The sequence below is a fragment of the Blautia sp. AF19-13LB genome (assembly GCF_003479105.1).
Classification (GTDB): Bacteria; Bacillota; Clostridia; order Lachnospirales; family Lachnospiraceae; genus Fusicatenibacter; species Fusicatenibacter saccharivorans.
Genome location: NZ_QUGO01000001.1, coordinates 315,222 through 337,612 on the forward strand (window position 1 = coordinate 315,222; position 22,391 = coordinate 337,612).

19 protein-coding genes are annotated in these 22,391 nt (G+C 49.9%); 14 read left to right on the forward strand and 5 right to left on the reverse strand.

Going from position 1 to position 22,391, the window contains the following annotated elements:
- The first annotated feature begins 32 nt into the window (after positions 1–32).
- The 13 genes from cobD to DWX32_RS01610 all read left to right on the forward strand — a co-directional run bounded on the left by cobD (position 33) and on the right by DWX32_RS01610 (position 14,926).
- Entirely contained in the window at positions 33–1,079 is a 1,047-nt protein-coding gene (gene cobD / locus DWX32_RS01550) for a threonine-phosphate decarboxylase CobD (protein WP_117804064.1), read from the forward strand.
- An 11-nt stretch (positions 1,080–1,090) separates the two neighbouring features.
- A complete protein-coding gene (locus DWX32_RS01555; protein ID WP_117760332.1) occupies positions 1,091–2,602 on the forward strand; it encodes a cobyric acid synthase in 1,512 nt (503 codons plus the stop codon).
- Between the two features lie 2 nt (positions 2,603–2,604).
- Complete coding sequence (locus DWX32_RS01560; RefSeq protein ID WP_055218068.1) at positions 2,605–3,249, forward strand: precorrin-8X methylmutase; 645 nt, start codon at positions 2,605–2,607, stop codon at positions 3,247–3,249.
- A 453-nt stretch (positions 3,250–3,702) separates the two neighbouring features.
- Positions 3,703–4,926, forward strand: a complete 1,224-nt coding sequence (gene tyrS, locus DWX32_RS01565) for a tyrosine--tRNA ligase (protein WP_022462314.1) — start codon at positions 3,703–3,705, stop codon at positions 4,924–4,926.
- Between the two features lie 78 nt (positions 4,927–5,004).
- Positions 5,005–7,644, forward strand: coding sequence for an alanine--tRNA ligase (gene alaS / locus DWX32_RS01570; RefSeq protein ID WP_117509013.1), 2,640 nt, complete (start codon positions 5,005–5,007; stop codon positions 7,642–7,644).
- A gap of 205 nt (positions 7,645–7,849) precedes the next feature.
- Positions 7,850–8,026 (forward strand): 30S ribosomal protein S21, encoded by a 177-nt coding sequence (rpsU, locus tag DWX32_RS01575; protein ID WP_004222305.1) that lies wholly within the window; start codon positions 7,850–7,852, stop codon positions 8,024–8,026.
- 94 nt (positions 8,027–8,120) lie between these two features.
- Entirely contained in the window at positions 8,121–9,701 is a 1,581-nt protein-coding gene (gene cls, locus DWX32_RS01580) for a cardiolipin synthase (protein ID WP_117760330.1), read from the forward strand.
- 74 nt (positions 9,702–9,775) lie between these two features.
- The gene (locus tag DWX32_RS01585) at positions 9,776–11,044 is read left to right on the forward strand and encodes a D-alanyl-D-alanine carboxypeptidase family protein (RefSeq protein WP_243030473.1); all 1,269 of its coding nucleotides are present in this window, start codon (positions 9,776–9,778) and stop codon (positions 11,042–11,044) included.
- Positions 11,045–11,077: 33 nt separating this feature from the next.
- Complete coding sequence (locus tag DWX32_RS01590; RefSeq protein ID WP_118659145.1) at positions 11,078–11,812, forward strand: ribonuclease H1 domain-containing protein; 735 nt, start codon at positions 11,078–11,080, stop codon at positions 11,810–11,812.
- A 53-nt stretch (positions 11,813–11,865) separates the two neighbouring features.
- Positions 11,866–12,666, forward strand: coding sequence for a metallophosphoesterase (locus tag DWX32_RS01595; protein WP_158579538.1), 801 nt, complete (start codon positions 11,866–11,868; stop codon positions 12,664–12,666).
- Positions 12,667–12,681: 15 nt separating this feature from the next.
- Positions 12,682–13,503, forward strand: coding sequence for a segregation and condensation protein A (locus tag DWX32_RS01600; RefSeq protein WP_117509009.1), 822 nt, complete (start codon positions 12,682–12,684; stop codon positions 13,501–13,503).
- A complete protein-coding gene (gene scpB / locus DWX32_RS01605) occupies positions 13,481–14,104 on the forward strand; it encodes an SMC-Scp complex subunit ScpB (RefSeq protein ID WP_055226398.1) in 624 nt (207 codons plus the stop codon). The genes DWX32_RS01600 and scpB overlap by 23 nt, the downstream gene beginning before the upstream one ends.
- 33 nt (positions 14,105–14,137) lie before the next feature.
- Positions 14,138–14,926, forward strand: a complete 789-nt coding sequence (locus DWX32_RS01610; protein ID WP_118659147.1) for a zinc dependent phospholipase C family protein — start codon at positions 14,138–14,140, stop codon at positions 14,924–14,926.
- A 99-nt stretch (positions 14,927–15,025) separates the two neighbouring features.
- Here the strand turns inward: DWX32_RS01610 and DWX32_RS01615 are convergent, their stop codons facing one another.
- The 4 genes from DWX32_RS01615 to DWX32_RS01630 form a co-directional block, all read right to left on the reverse strand.
- A complete protein-coding gene (locus tag DWX32_RS01615; protein ID WP_179964625.1) occupies positions 15,026–16,900 on the reverse strand; it encodes an extracellular solute-binding protein in 1,875 nt (624 codons plus the stop codon).
- A gap of 23 nt (positions 16,901–16,923) precedes the next feature.
- Positions 16,924–17,766, reverse strand: a complete 843-nt coding sequence (locus DWX32_RS01620; protein ID WP_118659148.1) for an ABC transporter permease — start codon at positions 17,764–17,766, stop codon at positions 16,924–16,926.
- On the reverse strand, positions 17,738–18,811 hold the full coding sequence (locus DWX32_RS01625) for an ABC transporter ATP-binding protein (protein ID WP_117509007.1): 1,074 nt from the start codon (positions 18,809–18,811) through the stop codon (positions 17,738–17,740). The genes DWX32_RS01620 and DWX32_RS01625 overlap by 29 nt, the downstream gene beginning before the upstream one ends.
- A 72-nt stretch (positions 18,812–18,883) precedes the next feature.
- On the reverse strand, positions 18,884–19,423 hold the full coding sequence (locus tag DWX32_RS01630; RefSeq protein WP_055226534.1) for a cupin domain-containing protein: 540 nt from the start codon (positions 19,421–19,423) through the stop codon (positions 18,884–18,886).
- Between the two features lie 277 nt (positions 19,424–19,700).
- On the opposite strand from DWX32_RS01630, the gene DWX32_RS01635 reads away from it, so the two are divergent.
- The gene (locus tag DWX32_RS01635; RefSeq protein WP_226906314.1) at positions 19,701–20,936 is read left to right on the forward strand and encodes a D-alanyl-D-alanine carboxypeptidase family protein; all 1,236 of its coding nucleotides are present in this window, start codon (positions 19,701–19,703) and stop codon (positions 20,934–20,936) included.
- Here DWX32_RS01635 and DWX32_RS01640 read toward each other — a convergent pair.
- Positions 20,921–22,303 (reverse strand): MATE family efflux transporter, encoded by a 1,383-nt coding sequence (locus DWX32_RS01640; RefSeq protein WP_055226390.1) that lies wholly within the window; start codon positions 22,301–22,303, stop codon positions 20,921–20,923. The genes DWX32_RS01635 and DWX32_RS01640 overlap by 16 nt on opposite strands.
- Positions 22,304–22,391 lie beyond the last annotated feature (88 nt).

The following is a 22,391-nucleotide window of genomic DNA, read 5'->3' on the forward strand; positions in this document are numbered from 1 at the left end:
CACAACGGAAAAGAGAAAGGAAGGCATATGGTATGAGACAAAATCCACATGGAGGAGACATTTACACGAAAAAATGCAGAGTCGATTTTTCTGTGAATGTCAATCCTCTTGGAGCTCCGGAAAGTGTGAAAGAGGCGGTGAGAAAGAGCGCGGAATCGGTGGAACAGTATCCTGACGCACTGTGCCGGGACCTGACCCGGGCACTGTCGGAAAAGGAGCAGCTTCCAGAAGAAAATATCCTGTTTGCAAACGGCGCCGCGGAGCTTATTTTTGCCCTGACACAGGCTCTCCGCCCGAAAAAAGCGCTGATTGCAGCGCCGGGATTTGCAGAGTATGAAGCAGCACTTTCAGCGGCAGGGTGTTTTATCCGTATGTATCCGCTGCAAAAGGAAAAAGGCTTTCTTTTACAGGACGATTTCTGCGATGATCTGACCGACGATCTGGATCTTGTTTTTTTATGTAATCCAAATAATCCAACCGGCCTTACGATTCCGCAGGAGCTTCTTTTAAAGATCCTGGATAACTGCCGGGAGCGTAACATCTATCTGGTGCTGGATGAGTGTTTCATAGAATTTCTGCCGGAGCCGGAAAAAGTGACGATGCAGGGAAAACTGGACGAATATCCGAATCTGCTGATTCTGCGTGCGTTCACAAAGATTTACGCAATGCCGGGTCTGCGTCTTGGCTATCTGCTCTGCAGCGACGAGGATCTGCTGGATCGGATCAGCCGCAGCATGCAGTCGTGGAATGTTTCGACTCCGGCGCAGATGGCAGGCCTTGCCGCCCTGAACGAGGATGCTTACGTCAAAGAAGCACGGGAACTGATCGGAAAAGAACGCGCCTGGATGAAAGCAGAACTGGAAAAAGCAGGTCTTACCGTATGGGATTCCTGTGCAAATTATCTGTTCTTTGAGGGACCGAAAGGACTTGCCGCACGGCTGGAAAAAGGCGGCATTCTGATCCGCGACTGTTCCAACTACCCGGGCCTTGCCGATGGATATTACCGTGCAGCCGTACGCACACATGAAGAAAACCAGATTCTGACAGAAGCCGTTTCACAGATTCTGCAGTGGTTTTAGGAGGAAAAACGATGGCGAAAGTAATTATGATACAGGGAACGATGTCAAATGCGGGAAAGAGTCTGCTTGCGGCGGGCTTATGCCGGATTTTCCATCAGGACGGATACCGTGTAGCGCCGTTCAAATCACAGAATATGGCGCTGAATTCGTTTATTACGAGAGAAGGCCTTGAGATGGGACGTGCACAGGTCATGCAGGCGGAAGCGGCCGGGATCGAACCGTCCGTTTTGATGAACCCGATTCTGTTAAAGCCGACGAATGACACCGGTTCGCAGGTGATTGTAAACGGTGAGGTACTGGGAAACATGAGTGCGCGGGAATATTTTTCCCACAAAAAAGAGCTGATCCCGGACATCATGAAAGCGTACCATGCACTGGAAGAACAGTATGATATCATTGTGATCGAGGGAGCCGGAAGTCCGGCGGAGATCAACCTGAAAGCCGATGATATCGTCAATATGGGAATGGCAAAGCTTGTGGATGCACCGGTGCTCCTCGTCGGAGATATTGACCGCGGCGGCGTTTTTGCTCAGCTTTACGGTACCGTAGAGCTTTTAGAGCCGGATGAGCGCGACCGCATCAAGGGTCTGATTATCAACAAATTCCGCGGGGACAAAACCATCCTGGACCCGGGCGTTGTGATGCTGGAAGAAAAAACACACATCCCGGTGGTCGGCGTGGCGCCGTATCTCCACATCGAAGTGGAAGACGAGGACAGTCTGACCGAGCGATTCACCAGAAAAGAGGAGATCGGTCTCATTGACCTTGCGGTCATCCGTCTCCCGCGTATTTCAAACTTCACCGATTTCAACCCGTTCGAGCGGATCGAAGGCGTATCACTCCGCTACGTAAGCTCTGTCTCCGAACTGAAAAATCCGGATATGATTCTGCTTCCTGGAACGAAAAACACGATGGAGGATCTGCTCTGGATGCGTCAGAATGGTCTGGAAGCGGCCGTACTGAAGGCGGCTGCGGCCGGAAAAGTAATTTTCGGTGTCTGCGGCGGCTTCCAGATGCTCGGAGATACGCTGAGCGATCCGCTGCATGTCGAAGCCGGCGGAACGATCAAAGGAATGGGACTCCTGCCGATGGATACCGTATTTGCCGGTGAGAAGACGAGAACCCGCGCGGAGGGCGCTTTTGGAAAAACAGAAGGCGTTCTTGCCGGGATCGAGGGAACCCGGATCGAGGGCTATGAAATCCATATGGGAGAAACGGTGCGGAAAGAAGAAACAGAAGCATTCACGTTCATCGATGATCAGAACCGTGCTGATTCGGATAAGCTGGACGGTGCACAGAAAGGAAATGTGTACGGTACGTATGTGCACGGCATTTTCGACAAAGAAGAAGTTGCCGAGCGGATCGTGGAAGCACTTGCAAAGAATAAGGGAATTGCCATGGAGCAGATTCACGGTGTCGATTACCAGACATTCAAAGAGACACAGTACGATATTCTCGCAGATGCGCTGCGCGAGCATCTCGACATGAAGAAGATTTATCAAATTCTGGAAGAAGGGGCATAAAGATGAAGATAGAACTGGAGCAGGTAAGCCCGCACGAGATTGAAAAGAGAAGCTTTGAAATTATCACGGAAGAATTAAACGGAAGAACGTTTCCAGAGGATCAGGAACTGGTTGTAAAGCGGTGTATCCACACAAGTGCGGATTTTGATTATGCGGATAATCTCTGCTTTTCGGAGCATGCGGTGGCAAAAGGCATCGAGGCGATCCGGGAGGGAGCCTGCATTGTGACGGATACGCAGATGGCAAGATCCGGCATCAACAAAAAGGTGCTTGCGCGCCACGGCGGTGAAGCGCTCTGCTTTATGTCAGACGAAGATGTTGCGGCAAGAGCAAAAGAAACCGGAAGCACCCGCGCGGCAGCCTGCATGGAAAAAGCGGCGGAGCTGGATAAAAAGCTGATTATTGCGGTTGGAAATGCGCCGACGGCACTGGTCCGCCTCTATGAACTGATCGGGGAAGGAAAAATAAAACCGGCGCTGATCATCGGAGTTCCGGTCGGCTTTGTCAATGTGGTACAGTCCAAAGAACTGATTATGCAGACCAATATCCCGTATATCGTGGCACGCGGACGAAAAGGCGGCAGCAATATCGCGGCGTGCATCTGCAACGCACTCCTGTATATGATGGATCAGGACCGCGGATATTAAAAATAGATGAAAAAACGGAAAGCAGAAGTCTTGACAGATTTCGAATCACCGTTTATACTATGGAACATGGAAAAAGGCTTGGAAGGGAACAAGTAGACGTACAAAAACGCGGACAGAAAGCAGCCGGCAGATGAGAGGCGCATGCAGGTTCTGTACGATTCGAATACATCCCGGAGTTGCGCACCGAATAAAACGGGCGGCAGAAGAACTATGATGCACGTTTTTAGTAGGCTGCGACGTAAGAGACGAACGTTACAGCGTCAGGGTATTCAGAGGTTTTGGATACCGACAAAGGCAGCTGCCGTGAGACAGCTGTGAAGTAAGGTGGTAACACGGGAGATACGGGCTCTCGTCCTTTGAATCGGAAAGGACGGGAGTCTTTTTGTATAAAAAACTTTGGTCCCAGACGGTAACACATACCCGAAAGTCAACCGAAAAAAGGAGAAAAACAAAATGCAGATTTATGACGAACTGATCGCCAGAGGCCTTCTGGCACAGGTAACCGACGAAGATGAAATCAGAGACCTGGTAAACAATGGAAAAGCAACGTTCTATATCGGATTCGACTGCACCGCAGACAGTCTGACCGCAGGTCACTTCATGGCACTGACCCTGATGAAACGGATGCAGATGGCAGGAAACAAACCGATCGCCCTGATCGGCGGCGGCACCACCATGATCGGTGACCCGTCCGGAAGAACCGATATGAGAAAAATGCTGACCCGCGAGGAGATCGACCACAACGCAGAGTGCTTCAAACGTCAGATGGAGCGTTTCATCGAGTTCGGCGAGGGAAAAGCTATGATGCTCAACAACGCAGACTGGCTGCTGAACCTGAACTATGTAGAACTGCTCCGTGAGGTAGGTGCATGCTTCAGTGTCAACAACATGCTCCGTGCAGAGTGCTACAAACAGCGTATGGAAAAAGGTCTTTCCTTCCTGGAGTTCAACTACATGATTATGCAGAGCTACGACTTCTATCACATGTTCCAGAAATACGGCTGCAATATGCAGTTCGGCGGCGATGACCAGTGGTCCAACATGCTGGGAGGAACCGAACTGATCCGCCGTAAACTTGGAAAAGATGCCTATGCAATGACCATCACCCTTCTGACCGACTCTCAGGGCAAGAAGATGGGTAAAACCGCAGGAAACGCTGTATGGCTTGACCCGAACAAGACCAGCCCGTTCGATTTCTACCAGTACTGGAGAAACGTGGACGATGCCGACGTCTTAAAATGTATCCGTATGCTGACCTTCCTGCCGCTGGAGCAGATCGACGAGATGGATTCCTGGGAAGGAAGCAAGCTGAACGAGGCAAAAGAGATCCTGGCCTATGAGCTGACCTCCATGGTACACGGCGAGGAAGAAGCAAAGAAAGCGCAGGAAGGCGCACGTGCCGTATTCTCTACCGGAAGCTCCGAGCATATGCCGACCAGTGAACTTTCTGCAGAGGATTTCACGGACGATAAAATCGATATCGTAACCCTTCTTGTCAAAGCAGAGCTTGCAAAGACCAGAAACGAAGGACGCCGTGCCGTAGAGCAGGGCGGTGTATCCGTAGACGGTGAGAAAATCACAGATCCGAAATATGCCGTAGAAAAAGCAGCCTTCGGCGAGGACGGTATCGTTCTGAAAAAAGGAAAGAAGAATTTCAAAAAAATTTGCGTTAAATAATTAAGTGTGCTATTATAAAAGAATGGATTCCCGGAAGAAATTCCGGGACACACTGAATTATTTGGAGGACAAACAGTCATGGAAAAATATGGCGTAAACGAATTACGAAAGATGTTTCTTGAGTTCTTCGAGAGCAAAGGACATCTTGCTATGAAGAGTTTTTCGTTGATTCCACACAACGATAAAAGTCTTTTACTGATCAACTCCGGTATGGCTCCGCTGAAACCTTACTTCACAGGCGCAGAGATTCCGCCGAGAAGAAGAGTAACAACATGCCAGAAATGTATCCGTACCGGCGATATTGAAAATGTAGGAAAAACAGCCCGTCACGGCACCTTCTTTGAGATGCTCGGAAACTTTTCCTTCGGTGATTATTTCAAACACGAAGCAATCGCATGGTCCTGGGAGTTTTTAACACAGGTAGTAGGGCTCGATCCGAATCGTCTGTACCCATCCATCTATCAGGACGATGATGAAGCATTTGATATCTGGAACAAAGAGATCGGCATCCCGGCAGACCGTATTTTCCGTTTTGGAAAAGAGGACAACTTCTGGGAGCATGGCGCAGGTCCGTGCGGTCCGTGTTCTGAGATTTATTATGACCGCGGAGAAAAATACGGCTGCGGCAAACCGGGATGTACCGTTGGCTGCGAGTGTGACCGTTACATGGAAGTATGGAACAACGTATTCAGCCAGTTCAACAACGACGGCGAGGGCCACTACACCGACCTGATCCAGAAGAACATTGATACCGGTATGGGACTTGAGCGTCTGGCCGTTGTCGTACAGGATGTAGATTCCATCTTCGATGTCGACACCATTCAGGCACTACGCAACAAAGTATGCGAAATCTCCGGAAAAGAGTATGATAAAGATCATGAGACCGATGTTTCCATCCGCCTTATCACAGACCATATCCGTTCCGCAACATTCATGATTTCCGATGGAATCATGCCGACCAACGAAGGAAGAGGCTACGTACTGCGCCGTCTGATCCGCCGTGCAGCACGTCATGGCCGTCTGCTTGGCATTGACGGACTGTTCCTTGCCCGCCTTTCCGCAAGCGTAATCGAAGGCTCCAAAGACGGATATCCGGAACTTGAAGAGAAAAAAGATTTCATCTTCAACGTTCTGAACAACGAGGAGACCCAGTTCAACAAAACCATCGACCAGGGACTTCATATCCTCTCCGAGCTCGAAGAAAAAATGCAGAGCGAAGGCAAAAAAGTTCTGGACGGACAGGATGCATTCAAACTGTACGATACCTACGGATTCCCGCTGGATCTGACCAAAGAGATCCTTGAGGAGAAGGGCTACGGCATCGACGAGGACGGTTTCCATGCAGCAATGGAAGAGCAGAGAGAGCGTGCAAGATCGAGCCGTGAAGTAACAAACTACATGGGTGCTGATGCAACCGTTTACGATGAGATCGACCCGTCCGTAACAACTGAGTTTACCGGATACGATCATCTGGAGGATACCTCCAAAGTAACCGTTCTGACGACAGAGACTGAGATTGCAGAATCTCTGATGGAAGGCCAGAAGGGAACTATTTTCGTAGAGAAAACTCCGTTCTACGCTACCATGGGCGGTCAGGAAGGCGACTGCGGTATCATCAAAGGAGCAAATGGTGTATTCGAAGTAGAAGATACCATCAAACTCCGCGGCGGAAAATACGGCCACGTCGGTGTCATGAAATCCGGTATGATTTCAAACGGCGAGGAAGTTACACTTCAGGTCAACGAAGAGGCAAGAAAAAATATCGAGAAGAACCACAGCGCAACACACCTTCTGCAGAAGGCATTAAAGACTGTTCTCGGTGCACACGTAGAGCAGAAAGGTTCTCTCGTAACCCCGACCAGACTCCGTTTCGACTTTGCCCACTTCCAGGCTATGACACCGGAAGAACTGGAAAAAGTTGAGAATCTGGTAAATGAAAAGATTCAGGAGCAGATCCCGGTTGTAACCGACATCATGGATACTGAGGAAGCAAAGAAATCCGGCGCGATGGCTCTGTTCGGTGAGAAATACGGCGACAAAGTACGTGTCGTTTCCATGGGAGACTTCTCCAAAGAGCTCTGCGGCGGTACCCATGTAAAGAATACCGCTGAAATCGGACTGTTCAAACTTGTTTCTGAGGCAGGCGTCGCAGCAGGTGTCCGCAGAATCGAAGCTCTGACCGGACCGTCTGTTACTGCATACTATAAAGCACAGGAAGAGAAAATGCATGAGGCAGCAGCTCTCTTAAAGACAACACCGGCGGATCTCCTCGAGAAGATCGCTCATCTGCAGGCAGAGGCAAAAGCACTCCAGGCAGAGAATGAGTCCTTAAAGAGCAAACTGGCAAAAGAAGCGCTCGGCGATGTTATGGATAAAGTCACCGAAGTCAAAGGTGTAAAACTTCTCGCTGCATCCGTACCGGATGTCGATATGAACGGACTGCGTGACCTTGGCGACCAGCTGAAAGAAAAACTGGGAAGCGGCGTTGTTGTTCTGGCATCTGCAAAGGACGGCAAAGTAAGCCTTCTTGCCATGGTAACCGATGATGCGATGAAGAAAGGTGCACATGCCGGAAAACTGATCAAAGAAGTGGCAGCCGTTGTCGGCGGCGGCGGCGGTGGACGTCCGAACATGGCACAGGCCGGCGGAAAGAATCCGGAGAAGATCGACGAAGCAGTTGCAAAAGCTGCCGAGGTACTGGAAGGCCAGATCGCATAACAATAAGCAGGAAAAACAGCACAAAATCCTGCCGCCTGCAGGGCAGAAAAAGGAGCCAGGCAGGCGGCAGGGAAAAATTTTGCAAAAAAATGAAAAAACTTGTTGACGTACGAGATTTTTCTGGTATAATAAGAACAGTGCAAAAAATACCCATACAGTTGTATTATGCACAATCTACAACTGGAGGGAGGTTAGGTGTGAGACTATGTCAAATGTAATCGTTAAAGAAAACGAAACGTTGGACAGCGCTTTACGCAGATTTAAGCGTAGCTGTGCAAAAGCTGGCATTCAGCAGGAGATTCGTAAAAGAGAGCATTACGAGAAACCAAGTGTTCGTCGTAAAAAGAAATCTGAAGCTGCCAGAAAACGTAAGTATAATTAATGTGCAAAAAATCCCCGGCGATCTGTTTTGCCGGGGATTTTTATACTTGTAACTTAAAGTCGCAGGTTTTGACAAAACAGCAAGGCGGTGACAAATGAGAATTTTGTACAAAATAGCAAACAAGCTGTTTCGTATCGTGAAAAAGATTCTGAAGCTGCTTACCAGCCGTATGGTCATTATCGGTGTTGCACTTCTTCTGGAATTTTGCTGGCTGGCCGGAATTGTGATGCAGCTAAATGAAAAATCTGTCTACATCAACTATGCGGTCACGATTCTTTCCCTGATTGCAGTGCTTTCGATTATCAATAATCCGAAAATGAATCCCGGCTACAAACTGATGTGGGCAGTCTGTATCCTGGCGCTTCCGGTAACCGGAATCTGCCTGTACGGCATTCTCGGCCATTCCAGTGTGGCAAGAAAATTCCGTACACATTACGATACAGTTCTGCTTTCGCAGGGAGGCGTTCTTGGAGAGGAAGAAGAGACGCGTAAAAAGCTCGAGGAAGAAAATATCCTGGCAGCGGGGCAGTCTTCCTATCTGACCAATTATGCGCATTATCCTGTTTATGAAAATACAGAAACAGAGTATTACCCGCTGGGAGATGTATGGTTTGAGCACTTTATTGAGGAACTCAAAAAGGCAGAACACTACATTTTTATGGAATATTTCATCATCAGCGAGGGGTATCTGTGGGATACGGTGCTGGAGATTCTGAAGGAAAAAGCGGCCGCCGGTGTGGATGTGCGGCTGATTTACGATGATTTCGGCTGCGTGACGACACTGCCGTATCAGTATTATAAATCGCTGCAGCAGATGGGCATCAAGTGTGCGGCGTTCAATCAGTTCCGACCGGTGCTGAATGTCATTTTAAATAACCGTGACCACCGGAAAATTGCCGTGATCGACGGTCATACGGCTTTCACGGGCGGCATTAATCTTGCGGACGAATACATTAACCGCAAGGAGCGGTTCGGCCACTGGAAGGATTCCGGAATCTGTCTGCATGGTGAGGCGGTATGGAGTTTTACGGTGATGTTTCTGCAGATGTGGAGCACAATCACCGGTATGGAATGCGATTTCGAATCATACCGGCCGGAAATCTATCACGAGGAAGCGTTTAAAAAAGACGGTTTTGTGCAGCCGTACGGCGATTCCCCGCTGGATGGAGAGACAGTAGGCGAGCATGTTTATCTGAACATTATTTCACAGGCGAAAAAATATCTTTATATTTTTACCCCGTATCTGATTCCGGACAACGAGACGCTGACCGCTCTCTGCATGGCGGCAAAGCGCGGAGTCGATGTGCGGATTGTAACGCCGGGCATCCCGGATAAGAAGATTGTCTATATTCTGACGCAGGCCAATTACGAGATCCTGCTGGAATCCGGCGTTCAGATTTACCAGTATACGCCAGGCTTTATCCATTCCAAGAGCTTTGTCTGTGATGATGAAGTTGCGACGGTCGGAACGATCAACATGGATTACCGGAGCATGTACCTGCATTTTGAGTGCGGTGTCTGGATGTACGGCAGCAGTGCGGTTGCCCAGGTAAAAGAGGATGCGCTGATCACGTTTGAACAGTGTGAGCAGATCAATATGGACTACTGCCGAAAGAAAAATTTTGCAGTCCGTGCACTCCGCGGTGCGCTGAAGTTTCTGGCACCGCTGCTGTAAACGGAACAGACAGCATAGTTCTGCGGTCGTCTGCATAGCCTGTAGGGAAGAAAGAGCAGATGTTTCGGGGGAATATGAAGAGAAGAACACGAAATATCGTCTGGAGCCTGCTGATGATCCTGGCGCTTCTTGCAGCGCCCTTGAAAGTGACTGCGGCAGAGCAGAATGGAGAATCTTCCGACAAGCAGCAGAACGAAACAACGGAACAGAAAACAGAAGAGACGGAGGAGACAGCACCGGAGATGACAACGGACCTTGGGCTGGCTTCGCCGTCTGTTCTTTTGATGGAGGCACAGACCGGAACTGTTCTGTACGAGAAAAATGCGTCGGAACAGCGAAGCCCGGCGAGCATCACAAAAATCATGACGCTGCTGCTGATTTTTGAAGAGCTCGAAAAAGGGACGCTCCAGCTGACCGACGAAGTGACGACGAGTGCGCACGCCAGAAGTATGGGCGGGTCCCAGGTTTTTCTGGAAGAGGGCGAAAAGCAGACCGTTGAGACGATGATCAAGTGTATTGTCGTTGCTTCGGGAAACGATGCATCTGTAGCGATGGCAGAGCATATTGCGGGGACAGAAAGCGAGTTTGTCAGCCGGATGAACCAGAAAGCAAAAGAACTCGGCATGAACGACACGAAGTTTGAGGACTGCTGCGGCCTCACGGATTCCGACGGCCATTACACGACAGCGGCAGATGTGGCGAAAATGTCTCGGGAGCTGATCGAGCGCTTTCCGCAGATCCTGAACTATTCCTCTATCTGGATGGAAGAGATTACGCATGTCACACAGAAGGGAAGCAAACCATTCACCCTCACCAATACAAATAAGCTGATCCGCGGCTATGAGGGCTGTGTGGGACTGAAAACAGGAAGCACCTCGAAGGCGAAGTACTGCGTCTCGGCAGTGGCGAAGAAAAATGATCTGACGATGCTGGCAGTCGTGATGGGAGCACCGGACTACAAGGTGCGGTTTGCAGATGCGGCGTCACTGTTCCAGTATGGGTTTTCGTCCTGCAGCATCTACATAGACCGGGAACGCGATCCCCTGCCGGAACTTTCGGTTGTTTACGGAAAGCAGGATACGGCAGAACTGGAATATGCGGAAGAATTCCGCTATCTTGCGACGGGCGGGACGGTGATCGGTGAAGTGGAAAAAACGATAGAACTGCCGGAAGAGGTGCAGGCCCCTATCCAGAAAGGCGAGTGTGCCGGAAGAGTTGTTTACAAAGCAGACGGTGAGGAACTTGGTTCCGTTGCGATTTTATATGGAGCAGACGTGGCAAGAGCCGGCATGTGGGACCTGTTCGGATGTACGATGAAACAATATTTTCTTGGGACGGCATAAAGCCGGAGTATCATGCGCGAAAAGGAGAAAAACATGGCAAAGAAAAATTACTATGCGGTAAAACAGGGAAAGGTTCCGGGCATCTACCGGACATGGGATGCGTGCAAAGCGCAGGTACACGGTTATCCTGGCGCAATTTACAAGGGATTTGAGCGTCTGGAGGAGGCAGAGGCCTTTCTGGGCGGCGGTAAAATGCCGGAACCATTGCTGCGGGAAACAATCGGAACGTATTTCGCTGCCCCGGAACGAAAGGCAGTACAGAGCACGGCAGCACCCGATCCTTCTTCTTGGGACTGGGAACACCTGATTCTGGCAGAAAAACCATGCGAAGACCCGGAATACGCCGGTGTCGGCAGGAGCGCCGTCGCATACGTGGATGGAAGCTATCAGCATGCGCTCGGAAAGTTCTCCTGCGGTGTGGTCCTCTTCCTGGACGGAAAAGAGTTGAATCTTGCAGAAGAATACAGCGACCCGGATCTCGTCTCCATGCGGAATGTGGCAGGCGAGATCAAGGGCGCAGAGCTGGCCATGGCTTACTGCCTGACACATGATATTCCGGAGCTGGCCATCTATCACGATTACCAGGGAATCGCAAGCTGGTGTACGAGAGAATGGCAGGCGAAAAAACAGGGAACCATCGATTACCGGAATTTTTACGATCTGGCATCGGCCAAAGTTGCGATCCGCTTCTGCAAAGTAAAGGGCCACACCGGCGTCACCTACAACGAAAAAGCCGATCAGCTGGCAAAACAGGCATTGGGCTTATAAACAGCAGGGAAAACGGGTTGTCATACACCGAAAAATCAAGTATAATGAACGGTATGAGAAAATTTACAACGACCTATTACAAACTTTCGTCAAATGGAAAATTTCCGGAAGGAAACGGTTTTCGTCTGGCGTTTATCAGTGATCTTCACAATATGGAGTTTGGCCCGGATAACACGGTGTTAAAGGCAGTCATCGATGAGGCGGCTCCGGATCTTGTCATCATCGGCGGGGACCAGATTGTGGCAAAGCCGGGGGAGAACCTCGACCCGGGTCTGAGTTTCGCGGAACGTCTTGCGGAGGAATACCAGGTAATCTATGGCTGCGGAAACCACGAATACCGTCTGAAGCTGTATCCGGAACAGTACGGCGATCTGTATGAAAAGCTCCGGGAGCGCCTGAAAAAGGCAGGAATCTGCTATCTGGAAAATGAGACGGCGGATCTTACCATCAGCGGCTGTCCGGTCCGGATCTACGGCTATGCCATGGACCGCACCTATTACAACCGCTTTTACCGCGGACCGCTGCCGGTTTCGGAACTGACGGACCACCTTGGAAAACCGGATCCGGCGCGCTACGGCATTCTGCTGGCGCATCACCCTGCCTACCGCAGCTCCTATGCATCATATGGAGCCGATCTGACGCTTTCCGGCCATTATCACGGCGGCGTGGTGGGCCTTGGCGCGCACCGGGGGCTTGTGACGCCGGATTTCCGCCTTTTTTCGAAAAACTGCCGCGGGCTGTTCCTGACGGGCGGCACCTGCCAGATCATCAGTGCAGGAACGGGCGAACACACCATTCCGGTCCGCATCTGGAACAGAAGAGAATTGATTATTACAGATATCGGGAAACCGTAAGGGAGAACAGAGCACATGGCGATACCAGTAAAGCTTCCGGTGTTTGAAGGACCGCTGGACCTTCTTCTTCACCTGATCGATAAAAATAAAATAGATATTTACGATATCCCCATTGTAGAGATTACGGACCAGTATCTGGAATACATTCATCAGATGGAGCGGGAAGACCTCAACATCATGAGTGAGTTCATGGTCATGGCGGCGACGCTTCTGGATATCAAATGCCGCATGCTGCTTCCGAAAGAAGTGAATGAGGAAGGCGAGGAAGAGGACCCGAGAGCCGAGCTGGTGCAGCAGCTTTTAGAGTACAAAATGTACAAGTACATGTCGTACGAGCTGCGTGACCGCATGAACGAGGCGAGCCGTTCCGTGTACAAGGAACCGACGCTTCCAAGAGAAGTGCTGGAGTACAGGACGCCGGTCGACACCTCCGAGCTCCTCTCGCAGATTTCTCTCGCGAAGCTCCATACGATCTATAAAATGATTTTAAAGCGCCAGGAGGACAAGATCGACCCGATCCGAAGCAAGTTCGGAAAGATCGAAAAAGAAGAGGTCAGCCTGCCGGACAAGATGACGTATGTCGAGCAGTTTGCTGTTAAAAAACGCCGCTTCAGCTTCCGCGACCTTTTGGAATCCCAGCCGGGCAAGGTGCATGTGATTGTCACCTTCCTTGCAATCCTGGAGCTGATGAAAACCGGCAAAATCCGGATCAGCCAGGAGGAGCTTTTCGGGGATATCCTGATTGAATCCCTGGAGGATGAAGACACCGTAGTTGTGCCGTATACAGACGAGACAGACAGTGAGGACAAGACAGATGGAAGAACAGAACAGGAATAAAGAAACTGCCCTGGGTGAGGCAAGACGCCCCTCTTCGGTCGAGGAGGCGGAAGCAGCCATCGAGGCAGTCCTTTTTGCGATGGGAGATTCCGTGGAGCTGGGAAGGATTGCAAAAGCGATCGGCCATGACACGGAGACGACCCGCAGGATTCTGAACCATATGATGGAAAAATATAATACGAAAGACCGCGGCATCCACATCGTGGAGCTTGAAAATGCGTATCAGATGTGCACGAAACAGGAATATTATGATTATCTTGTCAACATCGCCATGCAGCCGAAGAAGGCGGTTCTGACCGACGTCATGATGGAGACTCTCTCGATCATTGCCTACAAGCAGCCGGTCACGAAGCAGGAGATCGACAAGATCCGCGGCGTCAAGAGCGATCACGCGGTCAACAAACTGGTGGAGTACAATCTGGTGCAGGAGCTTGGCCGCCTCGACGCGCCGGGCCGCCCGATTGTGTTCGGCACGACCGAAGAATTCCTGAGGAACTTCGGCGTCGATTCCACCGACAATCTGCCGGAGATCAGTCCGGTCAAGATGGAGGACTTCCGCGCAGAAGTGGAAGAGGAAATGCAGATCAAGCTGGATGTCTGATCCGGCAGGAGAAAAAAGAAGGGAGATACCGATATGCCTACTACGTACGCACACGACAGGTTCGGAAGAGAAGTCTATGAACAGCTTCCGGCAAATTTGAAAAAGATCATTCGAGAAAACAAAAAATTGTATCTGATCGGACTGCACGGGCCGGATATCTTCTTTTATTACCATCCGTTCTCGAAAAACCGTGTGTCTGATTACGGAACGCTTCTGCATGAGCAGACGGCTTCCGTTCTGTTCGAGGATGAGGTGAAAAAGTATCAGCAGAGCCCGTCAGAGGCGATGGAAGCGTATCTGTTAGGCTTTGCCTGCCATTACCTTCTCGATTCGACGTGTCATCCGTATATCGGGAAATTTGTGGATCACACTGGAATTTCCCATGCAAAGATTGAGACGAGCCTTGACCAGTACTTCATGCTGGAGGACGGCCTCGATCCGCTCGTATACCGTCCGGCATCGCCGATCTGCCCGCACACCGACGGCAACAAGGTCATCCACCGCTGTTTTCCGGAAATCGGTGAAACAGAAATTGTCGAATGCCTGAAGGGCATGAAGCTCTGGACGAGAATCACGATCTGCCGCAGCAGTGCGGTAAGAAACCTTCTTCTTGGAGTGATGAAACTGGTCGGCTGCTATGATTCGATGGGCGGCCGTGTGATGCCTGGAAGGCCTCAGAAGGAATGCGAAGCGGGCACACGGAATCTTGTCCACCTGTACGAAAGAGCGCTTGCAGAGGCGCCGCAGGAGCTTGTAAAGCTGGATGAAGTGCTCCATGGAAACGGAACGCTTTCCCCGCGCTTTGACCACAATTTTGATTAAAACAGACTTTTGAGAGCAACAGTAAGAATAGAAAAATCCCGGCAGGAATCTTTCCTAAGAATTCCTGACCGGGATCTTTTTTTGTCCGAAAGCAGATCTTTAATTTGATTTTACTTCACGCCACAGCTGGTTGTAAACCTCATCGGCATCATCGCCAAGATACGTAAAGGTTTCGCACCGTGCAAGCGTTTCCTCATCCGGGAAGGCGATTTCACTGTTTCGGATATCGTCATCCTCAATCAGTTCACGCGCCGCATCATTCGGCGTAGAGTAGGTAATATACTCAAAGTTTTTCAGTGCGATGTCCGGCCGGCAGAGGAAATTCAGGAATTTCTCTGCGTTTTCGACATGCTGCGCATCTTTTGGAATGCACCAGGAATCGATCCAGACGTTGGAGCCTTCTTTTGGAACAACGTATTCCAGATCCGGGTTTTCACGCTTCGTGTAGATAGCTTCACCGGAGTAAATAACGCCGATAGCCGCCTCATTTCCGATCATCTTGTCACGCACCTGATCCACAACGTACGCCTGCACGAGAGGTTTCTGTGTCACAAGCAGATCCTTCGCCTCCGTCAGCTCCTTGATATTGGTGGAGTTTAAGGAGTATCCCAGATCCTTTAAAGCAACAGCAAACGCATCGCGCACGCTGTCCTGCATCAGAATGCTGTCGCGGTAATTGGTATCCCACAGAACAGACCAGGAGTCGATCGGCTCGCTTACCATTTTTTTGTTGTACAGAATACCAACTGTTCCCCAGCAGTACGGGATCGAGTAGAGATTGCCCGGGTCGAACTGCTCGGAAGTCTCGTAGTACATATCTCCAATGTTGGAAGCGTTCGGAATATGGTCAAAGTTGATCGGCTGCAGCAGATCGTTCTGGATCATCTTCTGAATCATATAGTCGGACGGGCAGACAAGATCGTAGGAAATCGCACCGGATTTGATCTTCGGATACATGATTTCGTTCGTCTCATACTCCTCGTAAACAACGTGGATACCGGTTTCTTCCTCAAAGATATCGATGACATCAGAATCCATATATTCGCCCCAATTGTACACAATCAGCTGCTGGGAGCCGCCGGCTGAAGCATTCTGGCTTCCGTAGTAAATACCGCCGCCGCCGATGACAAGCACCATGGCGATCGGAAGAATCCGGCGGAAGACCACACGTTTCGTGATGCGGAAACGGATGCCCTTCTTCGCCATAGCCTCGCGCTCTTTTGCCTCCTCTTTTTCTTCCTTCGGAGAAGGATTCACATTCACAAGGAGCAGCAGAAGCAGTACGGTGACAAAAAGAATTGTGGAGAGCGAGTACATCTCCGGCTTGATTCCCTTGCGGACCTCGGCATAAATCTTTGTGGAGAGCGTATCAACGCCCGGTCCCTTGGTGAAGTAGGTGATAACGAAATCATCGAGGGACATGGTAAAGGAGAGCAGAAAGCCTGAAACAACGCCCGGCATGATGTCCGGGAAGATGACTTTCCAAAACGCGTACAGAGGGGAAGCGCCAAGGTCGAGGGCTGCCTCGTACGTTGATTTGTTCGTCTGCTTTAATTTCGGCATAACGCTCAAAATAACGTAAGGAACATTGAACGTGATATGCGCCATCAGAATCGTGCCGAATCCAAGCTGAATGCGGCAGATGATAAAGAGCAGCATCAGCGAGATTCCCATAACGATCTCACCGTTCAGCATCGGGATGTTCGTAATACCCATGAAAAGCGTCCGGCTTTTTTTTGACATGCTGTTGATGCCGATGCACGCAAGCGTTCCAAGGATGGTTGCAATCGCAGAGGCAAGAAGCGCAATGATTAACGTTGTATACAGCGCGTTCATGATCTCTGTATTGGCAAACAGTGAACGGTACCAGTGCAGCGTAAAGCCACCCCATTTGGCACGCGTTTTTGATGCATTAAAGGAGAGCACCACAAGGGTGACAATCGGCGCATACAGAAGAATAAAGATGAGCGCCATGTAAATTTTTTCCAGTTTCTTTCTCAAAATGCCGTTCCCTCCCCGTCTTTATCGTATTTGTTCATCAGAACCATCGACAGGATGATGAAAATCATCAGGACTGTGGAAAGTGCGCTTCCGGCATTCCAGTTGTTGGTCTGTTTGAACTCCTGCTCGATGACGTTTCCGATCAGAAGGATCTTGCTTCCGCCGAGCAGGTCGGAAATAACAAAGGTTGTAAGCGCCGGGATAAATACCATGGTAATACCGCTTACGATACCCGGCGTGGTGAGCGGCAGCGTTACTTTCAGGAAAGTCTGTACGCTGTTCGCTCCGAGGTCTCTTGCTGCGTTGATGACGTCACGGTCGATCTTAATCAGGACATTGTAGATCGGCAGAACCATAAACGGCAGGAAGTTGTAAACCATACCGAGAATGATCGCTCCCGGTGTGTTGATGATGGAAATGCCGGGCAGATGGAAAAACGAGAGAATGCTGTTGATGACGCCGTTTTTCTCAAGCAGTGTCTGCCATGCAAGCGTACGGAGCAGAAAGTTCATCCACATCGGGAGAATGAAGATCAGCACAATAAAGCTGGTCTGGTTGACATTCCGGTTTGCCAGAATCATGGCAAGCGGATAGGCAAGGACAAGACAGAGTACTGTGCTAAGGAGTGAGAGCCACAGAGCCAGGCCAAGTGCCTTGATGTTTTCCTTCGTTGCAACGTAGGCAAAATTCGAAAGGGTAAAGCCGCCTTCTTCCCCGGTGAACGCATAGTAGAGAATCAGGATCAGCGGGATGATGATGAAACCGGCAGCCCAGACGGCATACGGTGCTGCCAGCCATTTCTTTAATTTATTACTCTTCAATGGCTGCCGCCTCCTCATCTTCGGATTCCGGTTTGTTCATAATCTGGATATCGAACGGATCGACGTGAATGCCGACTTCCTGTCCGACCGGGAACAGATCGGTAGAGTGAACGAGAAGCTCAAAACCGTTCACCGTAACCTCCATCTCATAGTGAACACCTTTGAAAATCAGATGGGTGACACGTCCGCGGATGGTACCTTCCTCCGGCTTCACAAGATCAATATCCTCCGGGCGGATCACAACGTCGATCGGTTTGTTTTTGCCGAATCCGACATCAACGCACTCGAACTTCGCACCGAGAATCTCGACGAGACGGTCCTCAATCATGATGCCGTCGAGAATGTTGCTGTCACCGATGAAGTCTGCAACGAATGCGTTCTGCGGCTCATTGTAGATGTCTTCCGGTGTGCCGATCTGCTGGATATAACCCTGGTTCATGACAACAATCGTGTCCGACATAGTAAGCGCCTCTTCCTGATCATGGGTGACATAGACAAAGGTGATACCAAGCTCGTTTTTCAGACGGATCAACTCGTACTGCATATCCTGACGGAGCTTTAAGTCAAGTGCGCCGAGCGGCTCATCCAGAAGCAGAACTTTTGGTTCGTTGACAATCGCGCGCGCAATGGCGATTCGCTGCTGCTGGCCGCCGGAGAGAAGCGCCGGGGAGCGGTTTTCGTAACCCTCAAGGTTAACAAGTTTTAATGCGTATTTGATTTTGTCATCGATATATGCTTTGGATTTTCCTTTGATTTTCAGCCCGAAAGCAATGTTTTCCGCAATTGTCATATGCGTGAAAAGAGCATATTTCTGGAACACCGTATTTAACTGGCGTTTGTTCGGCGGAAGCTGGGTGATATCCTGTCCGTTAAATAAAACCTTTCCGGCATCCGGTGTCTCAAAACCGCCGAGGATACGTAATGTGGTTGTTTTTCCGCAGCCGCTCGGGCCAAGGAGGGTAAGAAATTCGTTTTCACGGATATAAAGATTCAGATCATCCAGAATGGTAACTCCGTCGTACGATTTTGTGATGTTGACCAGATCAAGTAATTTGGTACTCATGTGTAATATGCTCCTTTCGGGTTGTGAAATTTGGAACACCGTTTCTCGTGAAAATCACGCGGTGTAAAAAATCTAAAAATAAGGCGGAGAACTGACCCAGAGAATGATGGCCGGCGTTTTACCCGGATTTTCCAGATAGTGATTACAGGAAGCGGGATAGTAGAAGCTTTCCCCTTTCTTCACTTTGTGGCATTCATCTCCAAGATGAAGGAGAATACGGCCGGAAAGTACATAGCCGAATTCCTCGCCTTCATGCGGTGAATCAATCTCGGTGCACGCGCCGCTTTGCAGCGTCAGCCGGATTGGCTCCATCCTGTTTTTCTGTGCATTCGGAACGATCCATGCGATCTCGTTGCCCTGCGCTTCAGCGGTCTTTACAAAGTAATCTTCTTCGCAAAAGACAACCTGATTGTCCTGCTCTTCGCCGAAAAACGTTTTTAGATCCGTTCCAAGGCAGGTAAGAACATCAACCAGCGTGGCGATCGAGGGAGAGGTCACATCGTTTTCAAGCTGGGAAATAAATCCCTTTGACAGCTCGCTCCGATCTGCCAGTTCCTCCTGCGTCAGCCCTTTCCACATCCGCAGTTCCCTGATTTTTTTTCCGATTTCCATAAAAAATCCTTTCTGCATCCAAAGTCTTTCCCGGGATCCTTTTGCTGAATACGGATTCTCAGGAAATCTCAGTAAAAATAAACAAAAAGTTTAGTAATTCTATACAAACATGGGAATTATACATGATATGGATCGCAGTGTCAATAACTTTGTGAAATTTTACCATGATTTTACAGGAAACCTCATATAATGAAGAAGAAGCAGACAAAAAGCCGGTCCCAAAAGAGCGTCCGGCTTTTCCGTTTTTAAAGAGAAAAAACACAAGGGGGATCTGATTTTGAACAGAAAAAGAAGAAACAAGACAGGTTTTTTCCTGGGAATCCTGCTTCTGTTTTTGGGAAGTGTGTCCGTGACTGCGACAGAGCAGGAGAGCGAGCCGAATCAGCTGTTTGCAACGGCGGCATGCCTGATGGATGGCGATACCGGCCGTGTGCTGTTCGGAAAACGCGAGACAGATCCTATGGCAATGGCGAGCACAACGAAAATCATGACATGCATTCTGGCACTGGAAAACGGACAAGAGCAGACGGTCGCAACTGCATCGGCTAAAGCAGCCGCAGCGCCGAAAGTACATCTCGGTGTGAGGGAGGGAGAACAGTTTCTGCTTGGCGATCTTCTGTATTCCCTGATGCTGGAATCGCATAACGACGCGGCGGTAATGATTGCAGAGACCATCGGCGGAAGTGTAGAGGAATTTGCATCGCTTATGAATGAAAAAGCCGCAGCAATCGGCTGTACAGATACGCATTTTGTGACGCCGAACGGTCTCGATGCTTCTGACGCAGGCGGAGATCACCACACGACAGCAGCTGATCTGGCACGGATCATGCGATACTGTGTCTGGATTTCACCGAAAGCCGCCCAGTTTCTCGCAGTGACGCAGACGCGGTCCTATACCTTCTGGGATCTGGAAAAGAAAAACATGTTCAACTGCTATAATCACAACGCACTGCTGGATCAGATGGATGGAGCTGTTTCGGGAAAAACCGGCTTCACGGCAAAAGCCGGTTACTGTTATACCGGTGCGCTGGAGCGGGATGGAAAGCGTCTGATTGTGTCGTTGCTTGCGTGCGGATGGCCCAGCCATAAAAACTATAAATGGGCGGATGCCGCAAAGCTTTTAAACTACGGGCTGGAATCGTATATGTATCGTGACGTGCTGGACCATAGCTGGAACCCAGGGCAGATTGAAGTAGCAGACGGTGTTTACGACGGGATGCTGCAGGTAAAAAGCAGCGCCCGCCTTACCCTTACAAGCCCGGCGCTTGATCCGGCGCGCTCGCTTCCCGCTCTTCTGAAAGAGACAGAAATACCGGAAAAAGACATTTTTTTACCGGAGCTTTTGAAAGCCCCGGTAAAGAAAGGAGAAAAGGTCGGTTCGGTTACGTATTCGATCGACGGGATTCTTCTCGCGGAATATCCCGTCTATGCAGCCGAAACGATCGAGAAAATTGATTATGGGTGGTGCATGGAAAAGGTCGCAGAGCGCCTCTTTTGTCATTCTTCGGTATGAGTCACTTTTGCAAGTGTTTCTGTTGAAAGAATTTTCCGGATATTGCAGAGAAACAGCGTAACGGCAGTGATAACAGAACATACATCAGCGATCGGTTCTGCATAGTAAACGCCCATGACACCGAAGAAATGCGGCAGAATGAGTGCAAGCGGAATCAGAAGGATGACTTTTCGAAGCAGTGCAATAAAAAGAGAAATCTTCGCCTGGCCAAGACCGAGGAAGGAACTCTGTACGCCGCTCTGCAGTCCGAAAATTGCCATGCCGGCAATGTAAACCGGAAGTACCTTCTCTACGATGACAATCAGTTCCGGGTCAGTCGTGAAAAGACCGGCAAAAAGAGCCGGACGAAGCATTGCGAATACAACGTAGACGAAAGCGGCAGTAAAAGTAATGGCGATCATGCGCCGGATTGTCTGGCGAACACGGTCAAACTGGCCTGCACCAAAGTTGTAGCTGATGATCGGCTGTACACCGTTCGTAAAGCCGTTGACCGGTACGAAAATCAGCTGCAGCACCGACTGGAGAATTGTCATCGAGCCGACATAGAGGTCGCCGCCGTACGTCTGTAGCCCGTGGTTCATGACGATTGTGATGGCACTTTCCGTTGCAGACATGATAAATGGTGAGATGCCGAGTGCCATGACAGAGCCTAAAATGGAAAAATCCGGTTTCATGGTGCGAAGAGAAAGGCGGACACCTGATTTTTTTGAGGTAAGAAACCGAAGAACCCATGCAGCACTTAAAGCCTGGGAGAGAATGGTAGCAAGTGCGGCCCCGGAAACACCCATATGAAGAACGAAGATGAAAACCGGGTCAAGACCAATGTTGATAACAGCGCCAATGAGAACGGAGCACATGGCCGTGCGTGCGTGTCCCTGACAGCTGATAAAAGTATTCAATCCGACAGCCAGCTCGACAAATACGGTTCCGACAAGATAAATGGAAATATACGTGGAAGCGTATCGGATTGTGTTGCTGCTTGCACCAAAGAGGTACAGAAGCGGTGTCTGAAAGAAAAAGAAAAACGCCATCAGACACACGGAGAAAAAGAGCAGCAGGGAAGTGGAGCTTCCAAGAATTTTTTCTGCGCGGTCCCGGTTTTTCTGTCCGAGTGCGATGGCGGCAAGAGGAGCACCGCCTCCACTTGCGAATCCGGCAAAGGCGGAGATGATTGTGATAATCGGAAACGTGACGCCGACACCGGTCAGTGCCAGGGAACCAACATCAGGAATCCGGCCGATATAAATGCGGTCTACAATGTTATATAGTACATTTACAATCTGTGCGAGGACAGAGGGAAGGGCCAGTTCGAGCATCAGTTTCCCGATTTTTTCGGTGCCGAGACGGCCATCTTGCTTGGTCTGCATGAAAAAAACCTCCAGTTTTTTTGTTGATGAAACGTATATTTTTCTGCGTCCTTTTCGTGGACATTGCTTCTATTATAGCTTTTTAAGG